Annotated in this window: 17 protein-coding genes; 5 read left to right on the top strand and 12 right to left on the bottom strand. The window is 71.8% G+C overall.

Features of this window, described 5'->3' with window-relative positions:
* Positions 1–27: 27 nt before the first annotated feature.
* The 8 genes from gap to uvrA all read right to left on the bottom strand — a co-directional run bounded on the left by gap (position 28) and on the right by uvrA (position 10,942).
* Positions 28–1,035, bottom strand: coding sequence for a type I glyceraldehyde-3-phosphate dehydrogenase (gene gap, locus ACIQBJ_RS28665; RefSeq protein WP_400716176.1), 1,008 nt, complete (start codon positions 1,033–1,035; stop codon positions 28–30).
* 218 nt (positions 1,036–1,253) lie between these two features.
* Complete coding sequence (gene whiA, locus ACIQBJ_RS28670) at positions 1,254–2,234, bottom strand: DNA-binding protein WhiA (RefSeq protein WP_400716178.1); 981 nt, start codon at positions 2,232–2,234, stop codon at positions 1,254–1,256.
* Positions 2,225–3,271 (bottom strand): uridine diphosphate-N-acetylglucosamine-binding protein YvcK, encoded by a 1,047-nt coding sequence (yvcK, locus tag ACIQBJ_RS28675; protein ID WP_400716180.1) that lies wholly within the window; start codon positions 3,269–3,271, stop codon positions 2,225–2,227. The genes whiA and yvcK overlap by 10 nt, the downstream gene beginning before the upstream one ends.
* Positions 3,272–3,338: 67 nt before the next feature.
* A complete protein-coding gene (gene rapZ, locus ACIQBJ_RS28680; protein WP_400716340.1) occupies positions 3,339–4,217 on the bottom strand; it encodes an RNase adapter RapZ in 879 nt (292 codons plus the stop codon).
* A 2-nt stretch (positions 4,218–4,219) separates the two neighbouring features.
* A complete protein-coding gene (uvrC, locus tag ACIQBJ_RS28685) occupies positions 4,220–6,223 on the bottom strand; it encodes an excinuclease ABC subunit UvrC (RefSeq protein WP_400716182.1) in 2,004 nt (667 codons plus the stop codon).
* Between the two features lie 74 nt (positions 6,224–6,297).
* Positions 6,298–7,299 carry an ArsR/SmtB family transcription factor gene (locus tag ACIQBJ_RS28690; protein ID WP_400716184.1) on the bottom strand — a complete coding sequence of 334 codons (1,002 nt, stop codon included), beginning with the start codon at positions 7,297–7,299 and terminating at the stop codon, positions 6,298–6,300.
* A 201-nt stretch (positions 7,300–7,500) separates the two neighbouring features.
* Positions 7,501–7,959, bottom strand: a complete 459-nt coding sequence (locus ACIQBJ_RS28695) for a Rieske (2Fe-2S) protein (RefSeq protein WP_400716186.1) — start codon at positions 7,957–7,959, stop codon at positions 7,501–7,503.
* A 103-nt stretch (positions 7,960–8,062) separates the two neighbouring features.
* The gene (gene uvrA, locus ACIQBJ_RS28700) at positions 8,063–10,942 is read right to left on the bottom strand and encodes an excinuclease ABC subunit UvrA (protein ID WP_400716188.1); all 2,880 of its coding nucleotides are present in this window, start codon (positions 10,940–10,942) and stop codon (positions 8,063–8,065) included.
* A 230-nt stretch (positions 10,943–11,172) separates the two neighbouring features.
* On the opposite strand from uvrA, the gene ACIQBJ_RS28705 reads away from it, so the two are divergent.
* Together ACIQBJ_RS28705 and ACIQBJ_RS28710 are read left to right on the top strand one after the other, a co-directional pair.
* The gene (locus ACIQBJ_RS28705) at positions 11,173–11,928 is read left to right on the top strand and encodes a maleylpyruvate isomerase family mycothiol-dependent enzyme (RefSeq protein WP_400716190.1); all 756 of its coding nucleotides are present in this window, start codon (positions 11,173–11,175) and stop codon (positions 11,926–11,928) included.
* A 50-nt stretch (positions 11,929–11,978) separates the two neighbouring features.
* Positions 11,979–12,632 carry an MBL fold metallo-hydrolase gene (locus tag ACIQBJ_RS28710; protein ID WP_400716192.1) on the top strand — a complete coding sequence of 218 codons (654 nt, stop codon included), beginning with the start codon at positions 11,979–11,981 and terminating at the stop codon, positions 12,630–12,632.
* Positions 12,633–12,705: 73 nt separating this feature from the next.
* Here the strand turns inward: ACIQBJ_RS28710 and ACIQBJ_RS28715 are convergent, their stop codons facing one another.
* The 3 genes from ACIQBJ_RS28715 to uvrB form a co-directional block, all read right to left on the bottom strand.
* Positions 12,706–13,680, bottom strand: coding sequence for a TerC family protein (locus ACIQBJ_RS28715; protein WP_400716194.1), 975 nt, complete (start codon positions 13,678–13,680; stop codon positions 12,706–12,708).
* Between the two features lie 226 nt (positions 13,681–13,906).
* A complete protein-coding gene (locus ACIQBJ_RS28720; protein ID WP_400716196.1) occupies positions 13,907–14,488 on the bottom strand; it encodes a TerD family protein in 582 nt (193 codons plus the stop codon).
* Positions 14,489–14,678: 190 nt separating this feature from the next.
* Entirely contained in the window at positions 14,679–16,769 is a 2,091-nt protein-coding gene (gene uvrB, locus ACIQBJ_RS28725; protein WP_400716198.1) for an excinuclease ABC subunit UvrB, read from the bottom strand.
* A 77-nt stretch (positions 16,770–16,846) separates the two neighbouring features.
* Here uvrB and ACIQBJ_RS28730 point away from each other — a divergent pair, with 77 nt between their 5' ends.
* Positions 16,847–17,269, top strand: coding sequence for a hypothetical protein (locus ACIQBJ_RS28730; protein WP_400716200.1), 423 nt, complete (start codon positions 16,847–16,849; stop codon positions 17,267–17,269).
* Between the two features lie 10 nt (positions 17,270–17,279).
* Here the strand turns inward: ACIQBJ_RS28730 and zapE are convergent, their stop codons facing one another.
* Complete coding sequence (zapE, locus tag ACIQBJ_RS28735) at positions 17,280–18,236, bottom strand: cell division protein ZapE (RefSeq protein WP_400716342.1); 957 nt, start codon at positions 18,234–18,236, stop codon at positions 17,280–17,282.
* Between the two features lie 207 nt (positions 18,237–18,443).
* Here zapE and ACIQBJ_RS28740 point away from each other — a divergent pair, with 207 nt between their 5' ends.
* Complete coding sequence (locus ACIQBJ_RS28740) at positions 18,444–19,250, top strand: pyrimidine reductase family protein (protein ID WP_400716344.1); 807 nt, start codon at positions 18,444–18,446, stop codon at positions 19,248–19,250.
* Between the two features lie 120 nt (positions 19,251–19,370).
* The gene (locus ACIQBJ_RS28745; protein WP_400716202.1) at positions 19,371–19,832 is read left to right on the top strand and encodes an indole-3-glycerol phosphate synthase; all 462 of its coding nucleotides are present in this window, start codon (positions 19,371–19,373) and stop codon (positions 19,830–19,832) included.
* The last annotated feature ends 136 nt before the right edge of the window (positions 19,833–19,968 follow it).

Genomic DNA, 19,968 nt, shown 5'->3' on the forward strand with positions numbered 1-19,968 from the left:
CTTACCGCACGTCAGCTACCGCTGGGATCAGAGCTGGTCGCCCACCAGGGAGACCAGGTTGACGAGGCGGTTCGAGTAGCCGAACTCGTTGTCGTACCAGCCGAGCACCTTGACCTGGTTGCCCTGAACCATCGTCAGCTGCGAGTCGAAGATGCAGGAGTGCGGGTCGTTCACGATGTCCGAGGAGACGATCGGGTCCTCGGTGTACGCCAGGTAGCCCTTGAGCGGGCCCTCCTGGGCGGCCTTCTGGAACGCGGCGTTGACCTCGTCCTTGGTGACCTCGCGCTCCAGGGTGACCACCAGGTCGGTGATCGAGCCGGTCGGGACCGGGACGCGCAGCGAGGTGCCGTCCAGCTTGCCCTTGAGCTCCGGCAGGACCAGGGCGGTGGCCTTGGCGGCGCCCGTCGAGGTCGGGATGATGTTCTGCGAGGCGGCGCGGGCGCGACGCAGGTCCTTGTGCGGGAAGTCCAGGGTGACCTGGTCGTTGGTGAAGGCGTGCACGGTCGTCATCAGGCCCTTGACGATGCCGAAGTTCTCGTGCAGGACCTTCGCCATCGGCGCCACGCAGTTGGTGGTGCAGGAGGCGTTGGAGATGATGTCGTGCGCCGCCGCGTCGTACTTGTCCTCGTTGACGCCGAGGACGATGGTGATGTCCTCGTCGCTGGCGGGCGCGGAGATGATGACCTTCTTCGCACCGGCGGTGATGTGCTTCTTCGCAGCATCGGCCTTGGTGAAGATGCCGGTGGACTCGACGACGATGTCGGCGCCCAGCTCGGCCCAGGGAAGGTTGGCGGGGTCGCGCTCGGCGGTGACCTTGAAGGTGTGACCGTCGACGGTGATGCTGTCCTCGGTGTGCGAGACCTCGCCGGGGAAGGTACCGAGAGTGGTGTCGTACTTGAGCAGGTGCGCGAGGGTCTTGGTGTCCGTCAGGTCGTTGACACCGACGATCTCGATGTCCGCGCCCTGGGCCTTGACCGCGCGGAAGAAGTTGCGGCCGATGCGGCCGAACCCGTTGATGCCTACCCGGATCGTCACGAACCGATCTCCTCTTAGGTACGCCGGGCCGGAGCCCGACGGGGGTGAAATTTTGGGTTTTCCCCGACCACTGCTGACCCTACCTCCCCCAAGTGTGGCAAGGCACATCGCCTCACCGGTAGGGCGCAACGGTCCCTACGGCGGAAAGGGGCGGGCGGCCCCGTCGCGGACGGGGACCGCACGCCCCTTCCGGGTGTGTACGGACGGTTGACGAACCGTCAGCTCAGGGCCATCTCCTCGGTCAGGTTGGCCTCGGTGTTGGGCAGGCCGAGCTCGCCGGCCCGCTTGTCCGCCATCGCCAGCAGGCGGCGGATCCGGCCGGCCACCGCGTCCTTGGTCAGCGGCGGGTCGGCGAGCGCGCCCAGCTCCTCCAGCGAGGCCTGCTTGTGCTGCATCCGCAGCGCGCCGGCCGCGGCCAGGTGCTCGGGCACCTCCTCGCCGAGGATCTCCAGGGCGCGCTGCACCCGGGCGCCGGCCGCGACCGCGGCGCGGGCCGAGCGGCGCAGGTTGGCGTCGTCGAAGTTGGCCAGCCGGTTGGCGGTGGCCCGGACCTCGCGGCGCATCCGGCGCTCCTCCCAGGCCAGCACCGACTCGTGCGCGCCGAGGCGGGTGAGCAGCGCGCCGATCGCGTCGCCGTCGCGGATCACCACCCGGTCGACGCCGCGCACCTCGCGGGCCTTGGCCGGGATGCCGAGCCGGCGGGCCGCGCCGACCAGGGCGAGGGCCGCCTCCGAGCCGGGGCAGGTGATCTCCAGCGAGGAGGAGCGCCCGGGCTCGGTGAGCGAGCCGTGCGCCAGGAACGCGCCCCGCCAGGCGGCCTCCGCGTCGCAGGTCGCGCCGGAGACCACCGCCGGGGGCAGGCCCCGGATCGGCCGTCCGCGTCCGTCCACCAGCCCGGTCTGCCGGGCCAGCAGCTCGCCGTCCTTCACCACCCGCACCACGTACCGGCTGCCGCGTCGCAGCCCGCCGGGGGCCATCACCACCAGATCCGAGGAGTGTCCGAAGATCTCCAGGAGGTCCTTGCGCAGCCGCCGTGCCGCAATGCCGGTGTCCAGCTCCGCCTCGATCACGATGCGGCCGCTCACAATGTGCAGTCCGCCCGCGAAGCGCAGGATCGCCGAGACCTCCGCCTTGCGGCAGCAGGCACGGGTGACGGGAAGCCGGGAGATCTCGTCTTTCACCGCTGCCGTCATCGCCATGGGCCGATCCTTCCATGAGTCCGGAAAATCCGGTCGTACGCGGCGGCCAAGAGCTCCGCGTCGTGTCGCGGGGTGCCGTCGTCGCGGGCCACCCGGTCGAGCACCAGTGCGGCTCCCATCCGGGCGGCGGCCTGTTCCAGGCCGGCCAGGTCGGCGACGCCGAAGGCGCCGCCGCTGACCGCGCGCTCGTCCACCAGGATCGCGTCCACCGCCAGGCCGGGGGCGTGGTCGGCGATCACCTCCAGGTGGCGCTGCGGGGTGAAGCCCTCGGTCTCGCCGGGCTGCGGGGCCAGGTTGAGGGTCAGCAGCCGGCGGGCCCGGGTGCCGGTGAGCGCCTTGGCCAGCTCCGGGACCAGCAGGTGCGGCAGCACGCTGGTGAACCAGGAGCCGGGGCCGAGCACCACCCAGTCCGCCTCCAGCACGGCCGCGACCGCCTCCGGGACGGCCGGCGGCTCGTCCGGCAGCAGCCGGATCGACTGCACGGTGCCGGGCGTGACCGCCACCGCGGCCTGGCCGCGCACCGCCGTCACCTCGGCGGGGCGCAGCGGGTCGTGGCCGCGGACCCGGGCCTCGATGTCGAGCGGGACGGCGGACATCGGCAGCACCCGGCCCTGGACGTTCAGCAGCCGGCCGACCCAGTTCAGCGCCTCGACCGGGTCGCCGAGCTTCTCCCAGAGCGCCACGATCAGCAGGTTGCCGACGGCGTGGCCGCCCAGCTCGCCGGTGCCGGCGAAGCGCTGCTGGATCACCTCGGACCAGGTGCGGCCCCAGTCGTCGTCGCCGCACAGCGCGGCCAGCGCCTTGCGCAGGTCGCCGGGCGGCAGCACGCCGAGCTCGGCGCGCAGCCGCCCGCTGGAGCCGCCGTCGTCGGCGACGGTGACCACCGCGGTGAGCTCGTTGGTGAGCCGGCGCAGCGCGGACAGCGAGGCGGACAGGCCCTGGCCGCCGCCGAGCGCGGTGATGCGTGGTGCCCGACGGGGTGGCCGCTCGGCAGTCCGGTGCTGGAGCTGCTGCCGCGGTGGCCCGTATACCGTCACGCCGACCCCATGTTCCTGTCTCGTGCCCGGCCGGCGGTGGTGGCGGGGACCGGTGGGTCCCCGGCCGTCACTCCCGGCCCATGTCGCGGTGGACCAGCACCGTTTCGACGCCGTCCGCGATCAGTCGCTTGGTCAGCTGCTCGGACATCGCCACGCTGCGGTGCTTGCCCCCGGTGCAGCCTACGGCAAGCGTCATGTAGCGCTTGCCCTCGCGGCGGTAGCCCTCGGCGATGATCCGGAGCAGGTCGGCGTAGCCGTCCAGGAACGGCTGCGCCCCGGGCTGCTGGAACACGTACTCTGCCACGTCGGGGTCGGTTCCGGTACGGGCCCGCAGCTCCGGCACCCAGTGCGGGTTGGGCAGGAAGCGGCAGTCCACCACCAGGTCGGCGTCGACCGGCAGGCCGTACTTGAAGCCGAAGGACATCACGGTGGCGCGCAGTTCGGGCTCGTCCTGGCCGGCGAACTGGGCGTCCATCTTGGCGCGCAGCTGGTGCACGTTGAGGTTGGAGGTGTCGACCACCAGGTCGGCCTCGCCGCGCAGTTCGCGCAGCAGTTCGCGCTCCTGGGCGATGCCGTCGACGATCCGGCCGTCGCCCTGCAGCGGGTGCGGGCGGCGGACGTTCTCGAAGCGGCGCACCAGCGCGTCGTCGGAGGAGTCCAGGAAGACCACCCGGAGCCGGACGCCGCGCTTCTCCAGCTCCTCCAGCGAGGTCAGCAGGTCGTCGAAGAACGTCCGGCCGCGGACGTCGACCACCACGCCGATCCGCGGGACCGCGCCCTGCGAGCGCGCGCCCAGGTCGACCATGGTCGGGATCAGCGCGGGCGGCAGGTTGTCCACCACGAACCAGCCGAGGTCCTCCAGGCACTTCGCGGCGGTGGACCGCCCCGCCCCGGACATGCCGGAGATGATCACCAGCTCGGGGGTGTCTTCTCCCCCGTTGGACACAGTCACGTCTCTTCCCCGCTTCTCGGTACTGCTGTGGCGGTGCTGTCTTCGATGATCTCGCCGGTCGCGGTGTTGACCGCGAAAGCGGCGGGTGTACGGGAGGCCAAGGCCGCGGCAACAGTCTCCGCGGTGCGGCGCCCGATCCCGGGGACCTCGCACAGCTCGTCGACCGTGGCCGCCCGCAGCTTCTTCAGCGAACCGAAGTGCTTGAGCAGGGCCCGGCGGCGAGTCTCGCCGAGGCCGGGGACGGAGTCCAGCTCCCCCGCCGTGAGCCGCTTGGCGCGCTTGGCGCGCTGGTAGGTGATGGCGAAGCGGTGCGCCTCGTCGCGGACCCGCTGGAGCAGGTACAGGCCCTCGCTGGAGCGCGGCAGCACCACCGGGTCGTCCTGCCCGGGCAGCCACACCTCCTCCAGCCGCTTGGCCAGGCCGCAGACCGCGACGTCGTCGATGCCCAGTTCGGCCAGCGCGCGGGCGGCGGCGGCGACCTGCGGCTGCCCGCCGTCGACGACCAGCAGCTGCGGCGGGTAGGCGAAGCGCTTGGGGCGGCCGTTCTCGTCGGTGAGCGCGTCCCCGTCCTCGGGCGCCTCCTCGGGGACCGCCCACTCGCCGGTCCGCTCGCGCTCCTGCAGGTAGCGGCGGAACCGGCGGGTGATCACCTCGTGCATCGAGCGGACGTCGTCCTGGCCCTCGAAGGACTTGACCTGGAAGCGCCGGTACTCGCTCTTGCGGGCCAGGCCGTCCTCGAACACCACCATCGAGGCGACCACGTCCTCGCCCTGCAGGTGCGAGATGTCGAAGCACTCGATCCGCAGCGGCGCCGAGTCCAGCTCCAGCGCGTCGGCGATCTCCTGGAGGGCGCGGCTGCGGGTGGTCAGGTCGGAGGCGCGGCGGGTCTTGTGCAGCGCCAGCGCCTGCTGGGCGTTCCGCCGGACCGTCTCCATCAGGTCCTTCTTGTCGCCGCGCTGCGGGACCCGCAGGTCGACCTGGGCGCCGCGCAGGCCGGTCAGCCAGGCGTGCACGGCCTCCTCGGGCAGCACCGGGACCAGCACCTCGCGCGGGACCTGCCCGGTGCCCGCGCCGTACAGCTGCTGGAGTGCGTGCTCGACCAGGCCGGCGGTGTCGACGTCCTCGACCTTGTCGGTGACCCAGCCGCGCTGGCCGCGGACCCGGCCGCCGCGGACGTGGAAGATCTGCACGGCCGCTTCGAACTCGTCCTCGGCGACGGCCAGCAGGTCGGCGTCGGTGCCGTCGCCCAGCACCACCGCGTTCTTCTCCATCGCGCGCCGCAGCGCGCCCAGGTCGTCGCGCAGCCGGGCGGCCTTCTCGTACTCCATGTCCTCGGCGGCCTGCTGCATCTGCTGCTCCAGCCGGCGCAGCTGCCCGCCCGTCCGGCCGGCCATGAAGTCGCAGAACTCCTCGGCGAGTTCGCGGTGCTCGGCGGCGGTCACCCGGCCCACGCAGGGCGCCGCGCACTTGCCGATGTAGCCCAGCAGGCAGGGGCGGCCGACCTGGCGGGCGCGCTGGAAGACGCCGTTGGAGCACGTCCGGACCGGGAACACCCGGAGCATCAGGTCGACCGTCTCGCGGATCGCCCAGGCGTGCCCGTACGGCCCGAAGTAGCGCACGCCCTTCTTGTGCGCCCCGCGCATCACCTGGACCCGGGGGTACTCCTCGTTCAGGGTGACGGCCAGCTCCGGGTAGCTCTTGTCGTCCCGGTACTTGACGTTGAACCGCGGGTCGAACTCCTTGATCCAGGAGTACTCCAGCTGGAGCGCCTCGACCTCGGTGGACACCACCGTCCACTCCACGGACGCCGCGGTGGTCACCATCGTCGCGGTGCGCGGGTGCAGGTTGGCCACGTCCTGGAAGTACGAGGCGAGCCGCTGGCGCAGGCTCTTCGCCTTCCCGACGTAGATGACCCGCCCGTGCGCGTCACGGAACTTGTACACCCCGGGCGAGGGCGGGATCGCGCCCGGCGCCGGACGGTAGGTGGACGGGTCAGCCATGTCCCTACCGTACCGACTCGCAGTGACGGTCCGTGGCCGGTTCCGCGGCTCGGACGATCAACGCGCCGCGCGGGTCACCCGGCGGCGCCGCTCCGGGCCAGCAGGTCGGTGCCGAGCGGGGTGATGGTGTGCAGCACCGCGCCGCCGCGGCGGCGGGTGGTGATCAGCCGGGCGTTGCGCAGCACGGTGGCGTGCTGGCTGGCGGCGGCCGGGGAGACGTCGAGGCGGCGGGCCAGCTCGGTGGTGCTGCAGCCGTCGGTGACCAGCTCCAGGGCGGCCGCCCTGGTCCGGCCGAGCAGCGCCGCCAGGGACGCGCCGCCCCCGCGCTCGCCGCCCCACAGCGCGGCCGCGGCCAGCGGGTCGCGGACGGTGGGCACCGCCAGGACCGGCGCGGCGGCCTCGTCGGCGACGTCGGTGAGCAGCTGGGGGCGGCCGGTCAGGAAGACCATCGGGGCGATCACCAGGCCGCGCCCGTCGAGGTGCACCTCGACCGGGCGGTAGGAGCCGACCTCCAGCACCGGGGGGCTCCAGCGGACCACCGGCGGGCAGAGGGTCTCCAGCAGGCGCTCCACCCCGCCGTCCAGGACGGTGCGGGCGCAGTCCGTCCGGAAGGCGTCCAGGTGCGCCCGCATCCGGCCCCAGTGCGGGGCGATCAGGTCCCGGTGGGCGGCGGCGAGCGAGTCGGCGAGCACCCGGCGGGCCGCCAGGTCGCCGTCCATCAGCTCGCCCAACCAGACCCGGTCGGCCGCCGGGGCGTCGATGTGCAGCAGTTCGAGCCGGAGCACCTCGTCGGCGACGCCGAGCAGCGCCTCCAGCCCGGCCTCGGCGGACGGGTCGGTGCCGGCCAGGCCGATCAGGTCCAGCGAGGGGCCGCTCTGCGGCAGCAGCGACCACAGCGGGCGGCACGCCCCGTCGAGCCGGCCGGGCAGTGCGGCGCGCCAGGGCCGGAACGGCAGGGCGGTGCCGCAGTGGGCCAGGATCTCCAGGCCGTGGAACGCCTCGGCGAGCGGCCCGGCGGTCGGCGCGACCCGGACCCGGGCGAGGTCCTGCGCCGTGAAGTGGATGCGCAGCGCCACCCGTCCCGCTCCCCCCGTCGTGCCCGCCTCCGGCGGTGCCGATTCTGGCCTGCGGGGGCGGGCGCGGTCCAGCGACCCTTAAGGCAGGGCTGAATGCTCTTGGTGGCGGGGCGGCCGGGCCGCGATGCTGGGCGGGGAGCGCGGGGCGCCCGGTCCCCTGCCCGGCACGGGGGTGCGGGCAGGGGCCGGGCCCCGTGCCGGTCAGCCCTTGGTGACCTGCAGGTTGCCGTTCTGCACGGCGACCTTGTACGCGGGCAGCGGCTTCGGCGCGGGGCCGTCCTGGACGGCGCCGTCGGTGATGCCGAACCGGCTGCCGTGGCAGAGGCACTGGATCTGCTGCTTCTCCACGCCGTTGACCAGGCAGCCCGCGTGGGTGCACTTGGCGCCGAACGCCTTGTACTCGCCGGCGGTCGGCTGGGTCACCACGACGGCCTGTTCCCGGTACACCTTGCCGCCGCCGACCGGGACGTCCGCGGCGGGCCCGAGGTCGACCGGGGCGGCCTGGGTGGCCGGCTTGCCGGTGTCCTTGGGCTCCCCGGCGCCGTTGGAGGAGGACCCGGTGGTGGACGCGGCGGAGGAGCAGCCGGCCGCCGTGGCGCCGGCCAGCGCGACGGCGGCGCAGCACAGGACGGTACGGCGAGAGGCGACGGGCTCGGTCACGTGGACTCCTCGGAAGCGGGGAACGGCCGCAGCAACCTAGCACGCGGGAATGAGTCCGCCCGGGGAGCGCGCTGGTGGCTCCCCGGGCGGAACTGCCGTGCCGCTACTGCTTCTTCCGGCGCTTCGCGGGCGTCGCGTCGGAGACGTTCGGCAGGATGTCGCGGAGGAACTTGCCGGTGTGGCTGGCGGTGCAGGCCGCGACCTCCTCCGGGGTGCCCTCGATCACGACCGAGCCGCCGCCGGAGCCGCCCTCGGGGCCCATGTCGACCAGCCAGTCGGCGGTCTTGATGACGTCGAGGTTGTGCTCGATGACGATGACGGTGTTGCCCTTGTCGACCAGGCCCTCCAGCACCTTGATCAGCTTGCTGATGTCCTCGAAGTGCAGGCCGGTGGTGGGCTCGTCGAGGACGTAGACCGTCCGCCCGGTGGAGCGCTTCTGGAGTTCGGCGGAGAGCTTGACGCGCTGGGCCTCGCCGCCGGAGAGCGTGGTGGCGGGCTGGCCGAGCCGGACGTAGCCGAGGCCGACCTCCTTGAGGGTCTTCAGGTGCCGGGCGATGGCGGGGACGGCCTCGAAGAAGTCGAGCGCCTCCTCGATCGGCATGTTCAGCACCTCGGCGATGGACTTGCCCTTGTAGTGGACCTCCAGCGTCTCCCGGTTGTAGCGGTCGCCGTGGCAGACCTCGCAGGGGACGTAGACGTCCGGCAGGAAGTTCATCTCGATCTTGATGGTGCCGTCGCCGGAGCAGTTCTCGCAGCGGCCGCCCTTGACGTTGAACGAGAACCGGCCGGGCAGGTAGCCGCGGACCTTGGCCTCCTGGGTCTCCGCGAACAGCTTGCGCACGTGGTCGAAGACGCCGGTGTAGGTGGCCGGGTTGGAGCGCGGGGTGCGGCCGATCGGTGACTGGTCGACGTGCACCACCTTGTCGACCTGGTCGGTGCCGGTGATCCGGGTGTGCCGGCCGGGGACGCTGCGGGCGCCGTTCAGCTCGCGGGCCAGGTGCGCGTACAGGATGTCGTTGACCAGCGTGGACTTGCCGGAGCCGGAGACGCCCGTGACGGCGGTGAAGGTGCCGAGCGGGAAGGCGACCGAGACGTCCTTGAGGTTGTGCTCGCGGGCGCCGTGCACCACGATCTGGCGCTTCTTGTCGCGCGGGCGGCGGGTCGCCGGGATCGGGATGCTGCGCTTGCCGGACAGGTACTGGCCGGTCAGCGACTCGTCGTTGCCGAGCAGTTCCTGCAGCGAGCCGGAGTGCACCACCTTGCCGCCGTGCTCGCCGGCGCCGGGGCCGATGTCGACGATCCAGTCGGCGGTCTTGATGGTGTCCTCGTCGTGCTCGACGACGATCAGGGTGTTGCCGATGTCCCGCAGCCGGACCAGGGTCTCGATCAGGCGGTGGTTGTCGCGCTGGTGCAGGCCGATGGACGGCTCGTCCAGCACGTACAGCACGCCGACCAGGCCGGAGCCGATCTGGGTGGCCAGCCGGATGCGCTGGGCCTCGCCGCCGGACAGGGTGCCGGCCGCGCGGTTCAGCGACAGGTAGTCCAGGCCGACGTCGACCAGGAAGCGCAGCCGCTCCAGCACCTCCTTCAGCACCCGCTCGGCGATCTGCTTGTCGCGGCGGTCGAGCCGCAGCGCGCCCAGGAAGTCCGCGCAGTCGTTGATCGACATCGCCGAGACCTCGGCGATGGACTTCTCCATCACCGTGACGGCGAGCACCACCGGCTTGAGCCGGTTGCCCTTGCAGGTCGGGCAGGGCACCTCGCGCATGTAGCCCTCGAAGCGCTCGCGGCCCGCGTCGCTCTCCGACTCGGAGTGCCGGCGCGTCACGAACGGGACGGCGCCCTCGAAGGCGGTGGTGTACGAGCGCTCCCGGCCGTAGCGGTTGCGGTAGCGGACCTCGACCTGCGTCTTGTGCCCGTACAGCAGGGCCTTCTTCGCCCGGACCGGCAGCCCGGCCCACGGGATGTCGGTGCGGAAGCCCAGCTCGCCGGCGAGCGCGTCGACCAGCCGCTGGAAGTACTCCTTGGTGGCGCCCTGCGACCAGGGGTGGATGGCGCCCTCGTCGAGCGTCTTCTCCTCGTCGGGGACGATCAGCTCCGGGTCGACCTCCATCCGGTTGCCCAGGCCCGAGCAGTCCGGGCAGGCGCCGAACGGGGAGTTGAAGGAGAACGAGCGCGGCTCCAGCTCCTCGAACGACACGTCGTCGTACGGGCAGTAGAGGTGCTCGGAGTACATCCGCTCGCGCTCGGGGTCGTCCTCCGGGAGGTCGACGAAGTCGAGCACCACCATGCCGCCGGCCAGCTTGAGCGCGGTCTCCACCGAGTCGGTGAGCCGGCGCTTGGCCGAGGACTTCACGGCGAGGCGGTCGACGACCACCTCGATGGTGTGCTTCTCCTGCTTCTTGAGCGTCGGCGGCTCGGTCAGCTGGACGGTCTGCCCGTCCACCCGGGCCCGGGCGTAGCCCTTGGACTGCAGGTCGGCGAAGAGGTCGACGAACTCGCCCTTGCGCTCCCGGACCACCGGGCTGAGCACCTGGAACCGGGTGCCCTCGGGCAGCTCCAGCACCTTGTCGACGATCGCCTGCGGCGACTGCCGGGCGATCGGGCGCCCGCAGTGCGGGCAGTGCGGCTTGCCGATCCGGGCGAACAGCAGGCGCAGGTAGTCGTACACCTCGGTGATGGTGCCGACGGTGGAGCGCGGGTTGCGGTTGGTGGACTTCTGGTCGATCGAGACGGCCGGGGAGAGGCCCTCGATGAAGTCGACGTCGGGCTTGTCCATCTGCCCGAGGAACTGCCGGGCGTAGGAGGACAGCGACTCGACGTAGCGCCGCTGGCCCTCCGCGAAGATCGTGTCGAAGGCCAGCGAGGACTTGCCGGACCCGGAGAGGCCCGTGAAGACGATGAGGGAATCCCGGGGCAGGTCGAGCGAGACGTTCTTGAGGTTGTGCTCGCGTGCACCACGGACGACGAGGCGGTCTGCCACTGCTTCTGGCGCCTTTCTCCGGGTCGAAGGGGAGAGTGGATGTGCTTCTTCCAGGATGCGCCCGCCAGCGTACTGACTCATTCGTTCGAATCATGAGCTGTCCACCGGGGAGCACCCGGACGGGTGAACGGCACCCGCGCCCGACGGTAGCGTCAACGACTGACAACCGGCCCGGGCAACGCCCGGGCCGGGACCGGACCCGCTCCACCGAACCTCGGGAAAGGCCTCCGATGAGCGACTCCAGCACCGCAGCGGCCCAGCTGCGGGCCACCGCCGAGAGCACCGACCTGCTCCTGCACACCCTCCGCGAGCTGCGCCCGGAGGAGGTGCCCGCCCCCTCCGGCCTGCCCGGCTGGACCCGCGGCCACGTGCTCACGCATCTCGCCCGCAACGCCGACTCGCTGGTCAACCTGCTGAACGGCGCCCGCACCGGGCAGGACATCCCGCAGTACCCGAGCGCCGAGGCCCGGGACGCCGACATCGAGGCCGGCGCCGGTCGGCCGCTCGCCGAGCAGCTCGCCGACGTCCGGGACAGCCAGCAGCGCTTCCTGGACGCCGCCGCGCTGCTCGACCCGGCGGACTGGAGCGCCGAGGTCAAGCACCGCTCCGGCTACGTCTTCCCGGCCTGGCAGCTGCCGGTGAAGCGGCTGGCCGAGCTGGAGTACCACCACGTCGACCTGAACGCCGGCTACACCCCGGCGCACTGGCCGGAGGACTTCGCCACCGCCGAGTTCCGCCGCCTGGGCGGGCACTTCGGCGCGCTGGACGGCCTCCCGGCCGTCCGCCTGGTCGCCGAGGACGCCGGCCTGGAGGCCCGGCTCGGCGCCCCGGACGCCGAGCCGGAGCTGACCGTCGAGGGCCCGGTGCGGGCGCTCACCGGCTGGCTCTCCGGCCGCTCCGACGGCGACGGCCTCCAGGTCCACCGGGCCGGCGAGGGCCTGGTCGACCCGCGCAGCGCGCTGCCGCGGCTCCCCCCGATGGGATGATGGCCGGGATCGACGGAGACCCGACGGCAGCGGCAGCGAGGAGCGGCGTGATGACGTACCACGGAGCGGTGAAGGTCGGCGGCGCGCCGGACGTGCGGGAGCTGGCGCACCTGATCGTCACCAAGGTCGCGGTCGGCCCGTACGACAACAACGCCTACCTGCTGCGCTGCCGGGCCACCGACGAGCAGTTGCTGATCGACGCGGCCGCGGACGCGCCGGTGCTGCTGGAGACGGTCGGCAACCGGCTGGCGATGGTGGTGACCACGCACCGGCACCGCGACCACTGGGAGGCGCTGGGCGAGGTGGTCGCCGCCACCGGGGCCCGGACGGCGGCCGGGCGGATCGACGCCGAGGGCATCGAGGTGCCCACCGACGTCCCGCTGGAGGACGGCTCGGTGCTCCGGATCGGGCGGATCGAGCTGACGGTCCGCCACCTGGTCGGCCACACCCCGGGCGCGATCGTGCTGGTCTACGACGACCCGCAGGGCCACCCGCACGTGTTCACCGGCGACTGCCTCTTCCCGGGCGGCGTGGGCAACACCTGGAACGACCCGGCGGCCTTCGACTCACTCTTCCGGGACGTCAACGAGAAGCTGTTCGACGTCCTCCCGGACGAGACCTGGGTCTACCCGGGCCACGGCAACGACACCACGCTGGGCGCCGAGCGCCCGCACCTGGCGGAGTGGCGCGAGCGCGGCTGGTGACCCGCCGCGGCGCGCGGCCGCGGCACGTGCGAGGGCCCCGCCGGACGGTTCCGGCGGGGCCCTCGCGGGCGGGTCAGGCGTCGATCTTCTCCGGCTGCTCGGCGGCCTGCTTCTTCGCCGCGACCAGGCTGGTGACGGTGGTGACCGCGAGGGTCAGCAGGATGAAGCCGAGCGAGAACGGGATGCCGATCTCCGGGACGTGCACGCCGCTCTCGTGCAGGGCGTGCAGCACCAGCTTGACGCCGATGAAGCCGAGGATCACCGACAGGCCGTAGGAGAGGTGGACCAGCTTCTTCAGCAGGCCGCCGATCAGGAAGTACAGCTGGCGCAGGCCCATCAGCGCGAAGGCGTTGGCGGTGAAGACGATGTACGGGTCCTGGGTGAGGCCGAAGATCGCCGGGATCGAGTCGAGCGCGAACAGCACGTCGGTGGTGCCGATGGCGAGCATCACGATCAGCATCGGGGTCATCAGCCGACGGCCGTTCTCCCGGACGATCAGCTTGGTGCCGTGGTAGCGGTCGGTGGAGGGGAAGCGCTTCTCGATCGACTTGAGCAGGCGGTTCTCCTCGAACTCCTCCTCCTCCTCGTCGGCCCGGGCCTCCTTGATCAGCTTCCAGGCCGTCCAGACCAGGAAGGCGCCGAAGATGTAGAACACCCAGGAGAACTGGCTGACCAGGGCCGCGCCGCCGGCGATGAAGACCGCCCGCAGCACCAGGGCGATGATCACGCCGAACATCAGTACGCGCTGCTGGTAGATCCGGGGCACCGCGAACTTGCCCATGATCAGGATGAAGACGAACAGGTTGTCGACGCTGAGCGACTTCTCGGTGATGTAGCCCGCGAAGAACTCGCCGGCCGGCTTCCCGCCGCCGTACCACCAGAGGAATCCGCCGAACAGCGCGGCGAGCACGATCCAGACGGCCGTCCAGATCCCGGCCTCCTTGACGGAGACCTCGTGCGGTTTGCGACCGCCGATGAAGAAATCAGCCACGATCAGGGCGACCAGCACCGCGATGGTGCCGGTCCACAGGCCCACGGAAACGTCCACTACTGCTCCTCCGGCAGGTAGGCGAACAACATCGTCACTTGCCGGAGGTCTCTTCCGCCGCGCGACACTCCCCGGTGCCGCACGACCAGCGCCCCGGGACGCCGCTGGGGGCGCCCGTGATGACGGGGACACTGAACGGGGAATACTCCCCTCCGCTCCCTGAAGGTTAACAGGAAGCCCAAGGTTTGGTAAAGAAGGTAAAGAACTTCCTTTGCTCGACGGCCCTTTACAGGAAGGGCTCGATGAACGGCAGCATGTCGCGGAAGGTGCGGCCGGTGGCGGGGGCGCCGATCGCGGTCATCTTCCAGCCGTCGCCGTCCCGTTCGACCTTGGCCATGATCTGGCCGGTGTGGGCGCCGCCGCCGGTCAGCTCGTAGCGGGCCAGCTCCTTGCCGGTGGTCTCGTCGACCAGCCGGCAGTGCGCGTTCTGCACCTCCAGGAAGTTCTGGCCGGTGTACGAGCTGACGGTGAAGACGATCTGGGTGACCCGGCGGGGCACCTTGGTCAGGTCGACCACGATGCTCTCGTCGTCCTCGCCCGCGCCCGCGCCGCCGACCAGGTTGTCGCCGGTGTGCTGGACCGACCCGTCGTTGCTGACCAGGTGGGAGAAGAACACCACGTCGCTCATCACCTTGCCGTCGTACAGCAGGGCGGACGCGTCGAGGTCGATCTCCTTGGGGCGGCGGCTGAAGAAGCCGCGCTTGCCGGGGGCGGACTTCCACCCGAGGCCCATCCGGACCACGGTCAGAGTCTCGCCGGTGGACTTCAACAGGCTCACGCTCTGGCCCTTGGCCAGGTTCACGGACACGCTGCCGACCTCTGCTTCCTCCGGGTGCTTCCCCGGAACTCACCGCGCCCCGGTCGGGCCGGGAACGCCGGACGGCCGCACTCCGACCGCGCCCCAGCCTACGCCGCCGCCCCGCCGCCCCGGCCCGGGACGGCGGGACTGTGGCAGAACCACGACACAACGGCGGTTTCCGGCGCCGCCCGGCGCCGGATCAGGCCATTCCGGCCTCGCGCATCTGGCGCAGCTCGCGCTTGAGCTCCTTCACCTCGTCCCGCAGCCGGGCCGCCACCTCGAACTGCAGCTCGGCCGCGGCGGCGTGCATCCGGTCCGTCATGTCCTGCACCAGCTGGGCGAGTTCGGCCGCGGGCAGGCTCTTGGCCGGCTTGCGCTCGATGCCCAGCGCCGGGACGGGGGCCCGGCCCTTGCCCTGCTGCCGGTAGCCGGTGGCGAGCAGCTCCTCGGTGTCGACGTCCTCCGCCGTCATGGTGGAGAGCAGGTCGCCGATCTTCTTCCGGAGCGGCTGCGGGTCGATCCCGTGCTCCTCGTTGTACGCCTGCTGGACGACGCGCCGGCGGTTGGTCTCGCCGATCGCCAGGTCCATCGCCGGGGTGATCCGGTCGGCGTACATGTGCACCTGGCCGGAGACGTTGCGCGCCGCGCGGCCGATGGTCTGGATCAGCGAGGTGCCGGAGCGCAGGAAGCCCTCCTTGTCGGCGTCCAGGATCGCGACCAGCGAGACCTCGGGCAGGTCCAGGCCCTCGCGGAGCAGGTTGATGCCGACCAGCACGTCGTACTCGCCGGCCCGCAGCTCGCGCAGCAGCTCGATCCGGCGCAGCGTGTCGACGTCGCTGTGCAGGTAGCGGACCCGGATGTCGAGGCCGAGGAAGTAGTCGGTGAGGTCCTCGGCCATCTTCTTGGTGAGGGTGGTGACCAGGACCCGCTCGTCCTTCTCCACCCGCTGCCGGATCTCGTGCACCAGGTCGTCGATCTGGCCCTCGGTGGGCTTGACGATCACCTCGGGGTCGATCAGGCCGGTCGGGCGGATGATCTGCTCCACCTGGCCGTCGCCGCGGGCGAGTTCGTACTTGCCGGGGGTGGCCGACAGGTAGACGGTCTGGTCGATCCGCTGCTGGAACTCCTCCCACTTCAGCGGGCGGTTGTCCATCGCCGAGGGCAGCCGGAAGCCGTGCTCGACCAGGGTGCGCTTGCGCGAGGCGTCGCCCTCGTACATCGCGCCGATCTGCGGGACCGTCACGTGCGACTCGTCGATGACGAGCAGGAAGTCCTCGGGGAAGTAGTCGAGCAGGGTGTTCGGCGGCGAGCCGGGCTCGCGGCCGTCGAAGTGCATCGAGTAGTTCTCCACGCCGGAGCAGGTGCCGATCTGGCGGAGCATCTCGATGTCGTAGGTGGTGCGCATCCGCAGCCGCTGGGCCTCCAGCAGCTTGCCCTGCTTCTCCATCCGGGCCAGCGACTGCTCCAGCTCGGCCTCGATGCCGTTGATCGCCCGTTCCATCCGCTCCGGGCCGGCCACGTAGTGCGAGGCGGGGAAGACGTGGATCGACTCGTCCTGGCTGATCACCTCGCCGGTCAGCGGGTGCAGCGTGTACAGCGCCTCGATCTCGTCGCCGAACATCTCGATCCGGATCGCGAGTTCCTCGTACACCGGGAAGATCTCGACGGTGTCGCCGCGGACCCGGAAGGTGCCGCGGGTGAAGGCCAGGTCGTTGCGGGTGTACTGGATGTCCACGAAGCGGCGGAGCAGCGCGTCCCGGTCGACCTCCTCGCCGACCTTCAGCCGGACCATCCGGTCGACGTACTCCTGCGGGGTGCCGAGGCCGTAGATGCAGGAGACCGAGGCGACCACCACGACGTCCCGCCGGGTGAGCAGGCTGTTGGTGGCGGAGTGGCGCAGCCGCTCGACCTCCTCGTTGATCGAGGAGTCCTTCTCGATGTAGGTGTCCGTCTGCGGGACGTACGCCTCGGGCTGGTAGTAGTCGTAGTACGAGACGAAGTACTCGACCGCGTTGTTCGGCAGCAGCTCGCGGAACTCGTTGGCCAGCTGGGCCGCCAGCGTCTTGTTCGGCGCCATCACCAGGGTGGGGCGCTGGAGCTTCTCGATCATCCAGGCCGTGGTGGCCGACTTGCCGGTGCCGGTCGCGCCGAGCAGGACGACGTCCTTCTCGCCGGCGCGGATGCGGCGCTCCAGCTCGGCGATGGCCGCCGGCTGGTCGCCACTGGGCTGGAAGGGACTGACGACCTCGAAGGGCGCCACGGACCGCTCAATACTCGTGTGGGGACGCACGCCCCCACCGTACGGCGGAGCACCGACACTCCGCGGCCGATCCGGCCCTGTCGGCGGGCCTTGCTAGCGTCCCCGGCATGACAGAGCTGGCAGAACTGGTCCTCACCGCCGCCGAGCGGGCCGCCGGGGCGGACGTCGACGCGGTGCTCCTCGTGCTGGACTGGAGCGGCGAGGACGAGCCCGGCCAGCTGGCCGCCTTCGCCGCCGGGCGGGCCCGGGCCCTCGGGGCAGACCCGTCCGCCGTCGACGACACCGCCGTCCGGCGCGCCGCCGCGGACGACCCGGCGCCGGCGCGCGGCGACCTGCTGGTCCGCCGACTCGACCACCTGTCCGGCGTGCTGACCGGCCTCGGCTGCGCGCTGCTGACGGTGTTCAGCGGGACCGACAGCTACGAACTGCTGATCGCCCGGACCGACGGGCGGGCGCCGGACGGGCTGACGCACGGGGGCTGCCCGGTACTGCCCTGGGGCACCGAGCCGGACCCGGCCCTGTACGGCTGAGCCTGCGGCACTACTTGGCGGAGTCGCGGGCCAGCGCGACCAGGCGGGAGACCGCGCGCAGGTACTTCTTGCGGTAGCCGCCGCGCAGCATCTCCTCGGTGAACACCTGGTCGAACGGCACGCCGGAGGCGGTGATCGGCAGCTCCCGGTCGTACATCCGGTCGGCCAGCACCACCAGGCGCAGCGCGGTCGCCTGGTCGTCGACCTGCCGGACCCCGCGCAGGAATACCGCGCCGACCTCGTCCAGCAGGGCGCCGTAGCGGCTCGGGTGCACCTCCTTGAGGTGCTCCAGCAGGGCGCCGAAGTCGTCCAGCGAGGCGCCCGGGGTGCCCGCCGCGCGGGCGGTGACCTCGGCGTCGGTGTACGGCGGCGGGGCGTCGGGCAGGCCGCGGTGGCGGTAGTCCTGGCCGTCGATCCGGATCGGGCGGAAGTGCGCGGACAGGCCCTGGATCTCGCGCATGAAGTCGGCGGCGGCGAACCGGCCCTCGCCGAGCTTCTCGGGCAGCGTGTTGGAGGTGGCGCAGAGCTTGACGCCGTTCTCCACCAGCTTGCCGAGCAGGGTGGAGACCAGCACGGTGTCGCCCGGGTCGTCGAGCTCGAACTCGTCGATGCACAGCAGCCGGTGCGAGGAGAGCGTGCGGACCGCGCCCTGGAAGGTCAGCGCGCCGACCAGGTTGGTCAGTTCGACGAAGGTGCCGAACGCCTTCGGGCCCGGGACGGCGTGCCAGAGCGAGGCCAGCAGGTGGGTCTTGCCGACGCCGTAGCCGCCGTCCAGGTAGACCCCGGCCGGGCCGGCGGGCACCGGTGCGGCGCGCCGGAACCAGCCGCGCTTCGGCGGTTCGGCGGCGCCGTTCAGGGTGGCCGCGAAGGACTCCAGGACCTGGACGGCCTCGTACTGGCTGGGCTGCGCGGGGTCGGGCAGGTAGCTGCCGAAACTCACCCCGGCGAAGCGGGGGGGCGGCACCATCTCGGCCACCAGCCGCTCGGCCGGGACCACCGGACGCCGATCGGTCAGGGCTATCGCGGTGTGAATATCGGACTCCGAGGCAGCAGCAGACACGGAACAACAGGGTACGCGAGCGGGTGGCCCGGAGCTGCGAGGCGGGTCCGGGCTCCCCGGACGGCCCGGCCGGCCGGGCTGACAGACTCTGGAGGCATGGAGCAGCTGAGCGGCATGCGGCAACTGATCGGCGGGACCCCCGACCTTCCCGGCGCCCCCGGCACCCCCGGCACCTTGGAGTGGCTGGCCGAGGCGTACGCCTACCCGGACGGGGGGCGGTGGCTGCGGGCGAACATGGTGACCTCGCTGGACGGGGCGGCCCGGCTGGACGGCCTCTCCGAGGGTCTGTCCAGCGAGGCGGACAAGCGGATCTTCGGGGTGCTGCGGGCGCTCTGCGACGTGGTCCTGGTGGGCGCGGAGACCGTCCGGGCCGAGGGCTACCGGCCGGGGCGGGCCCGGGCCGATTTCGCGGAGCGCCGGGCCGCGGCGGGCCAGCTGCCGGCCCCGGTGATCGCGGTGGTGACCCGCAGCCTGGACCTGGACCTGTCGGCCCCGCTGTTCACCGAGCCGCTGGTGCCCACCGTGGTGGTCACCACGGTCGACGCGCCGCCCGACAAGCTCGCCAGGACCGCCGAACGAGCCGATGTGATCACCGCAGGAACGGGGTCGGTGGACCTCCCCCGCGCGGTGGCCGCGCTCACGGAGCGTGGTTGGCGCCGACAGCTCTCGGAGGGCGGCCCCCGCCTGCTCGGCCAGCTCGCGGCGGAGGGCCTGCTCGACGAATTGTGCCTGTCGGTGGCCCCCCTGGTGACTGCGGGTGATTCACCGAGGATCGTGAACGGCCCGCAAATTGCCCACGTCCGCCCGATGCGGCTGGTGTCATTGATCGAGCAGAAAGGTTTCCTCTTCACCCGCTATCTGCGAGCGACCGATCCGGACCGATCCCCGAACGACCACGACCTCACCGGAGACGCATCCTGACCGATGTGGATCATGTGATCCGTGTGGCGCGTGTGCAGCGTGAGGAATCCTTCCTCCGGGCACTATGGACCAAGGGGATCTGAGCCGGACCCGGGGGCCCGTACCAGCGAAGGGACTCACGTGTTCAAGACCGTACTGATGATCGAGAAGGCACTCTCCGACGCCGACGTGGAGCTGGTCACGACACTCCACGGCGAGGAGAAGGTCTCCTTCGTCGTCCTGATGCAACCCCGCGGCAAGCAGGACGAACTGCTCCGCGCCCTGGACGACGTGGCCCTCGGCCATCTGGACCGGGCCGTGCACGAGCACGACGAGGACGACGACGCGCCCACCCTGGCGGGCGAATCCCTGGAGCACAGCCTGCGCCACCTGCAGCGCGCCGGGGCCGAGGCGGTCGGCGAGGTGGTGGAGGCGCACCCGCTGGTCCGGCTGCGCGAGGTGGTCGAGGAGAACCGGGCCGACGAGGTGCTGGTGCTCACCTCGCCGCACTTCGTCGAGGAGTTCTTCCACCGCGACTGGGCCTCCCGGGCCCGGCACGAGGTGGGCGTCCCGGTGCTCAAGCTGTTCGCCAGCGATTCCTGACCGGCCTGCCGATTAGGGCAGAATCGTGCCGGGGGGTGGTTTTTGGGGGCCGCGCACACCCCGGCGCCCCCCCCCCCCCCCCCCCCCCCCCCCGCCCCCCCGCCCCACCCCCCCCCCCCCCCCCCCCCCCCCCACC

This window comes from Kitasatospora sp. NPDC088391 (assembly GCF_044753345.1).
Lineage (GTDB): Bacteria > Actinomycetota > Actinomycetes > Streptomycetales > Streptomycetaceae > Kitasatospora.

Coding starts and splice junctions, on each gene's coding strand:
- whiA (WP_400716178.1), bottom strand. CDS start 2,234: ATGGCGATGACGGCAGCGGTGAAAGACGAGATCTCCCGGCTTCCCGTC.
- uvrC (WP_400716182.1), bottom strand. CDS start 6,223: ATGGCTGACCCGTCCACCTACCGTCCGGCGCCGGGCGCGATCCCGCCC.
- ACIQBJ_RS28705 (WP_400716190.1), top strand. CDS start 11,173: ATGAGCGACTCCAGCACCGCAGCGGCCCAGCTGCGGGCCACCGCCGAG.
- ACIQBJ_RS28710 (WP_400716192.1), top strand. CDS start 11,979: ATGACGTACCACGGAGCGGTGAAGGTCGGCGGCGCGCCGGACGTGCGG.
- ACIQBJ_RS28730 (WP_400716200.1), top strand. CDS start 16,847: ATGACAGAGCTGGCAGAACTGGTCCTCACCGCCGCCGAGCGGGCCGCC.
- zapE (WP_400716342.1), bottom strand. CDS start 18,236: ATGGTGCCGCCCCCCCGCTTCGCCGGGGTGAGTTTCGGCAGCTACCTG.
- ACIQBJ_RS28740 (WP_400716344.1), top strand. CDS start 18,444: ATGCGGCAACTGATCGGCGGGACCCCCGACCTTCCCGGCGCCCCCGGC.